The sequence below is a fragment of the Paenibacillus sp. 1-18 genome, from assembly GCF_000520755.1.
Taxonomy (GTDB): Bacteria; Bacillota; Bacilli; order Paenibacillales; family Paenibacillaceae; genus Paenibacillus; species Paenibacillus brasilensis.
Map to the genome: position 1 here is coordinate 1 of NZ_ASSB01000187.1, position 571 is coordinate 571.

Annotated in this window: 1 protein-coding gene; it reads left to right on the forward strand. The window is 52.7% G+C overall.

The window, feature by feature from the left end; translation table 11 throughout:
* Positions 1 to 571, forward strand: a 571-nt coding sequence (locus L693_RS28020; protein ID WP_197029890.1) for a beta-ketoacyl synthase N-terminal-like domain-containing protein, incomplete at both ends; no start/stop codon positions are given.

Here is a 571-nt window from a genome sequence, read left to right on the forward strand (position 1 = left end):
AGACGGACAATGTAAAAGCTTTGGCAGCGGAGGCAACGGCTTTGTCCCTGGTGAAGGGGTAGGCTGTGTTCTGTTGAAACCCTTGTCCAGGGCAGTTGCAGAAGGGGATCATATTTATGCAGTGATCCGAAGCACCAGCATAAACCACGGGGGTAAAACCAACGGGTACACCGTGCCAAATCCGGTTGCCCAGGCCGAGTTGATCCGAACGGCGCTGGACAAAGCAGGAATTAATGCGAGGACCGTCAGTTATATTGAAGCCCATGGGACAGGGACTGCCCTGGGTGATCCCATAGAAATCACGGGACTGACCCAGGCGTTTGGCAGAGATACCCGGGACAGCGGATTTTGTGCGATTGGATCGGTAAAATCAAATATCGGGCATTTGGAGGCGGCTGCCGGGATCGCCGGAGTGACTAAAATCCTCCTGCAAATGAAGCATGGAAAGATAGCGCCAAGCCTGCATGCAAAGGAATTGAACCCCAATATCCATTTTGCAAAAACTCCCTTTGCCGTACAGCAGGAGCTTGAAGAATGGAAACGGCCGGTAGTGGATGGACAGGAGGTTCCA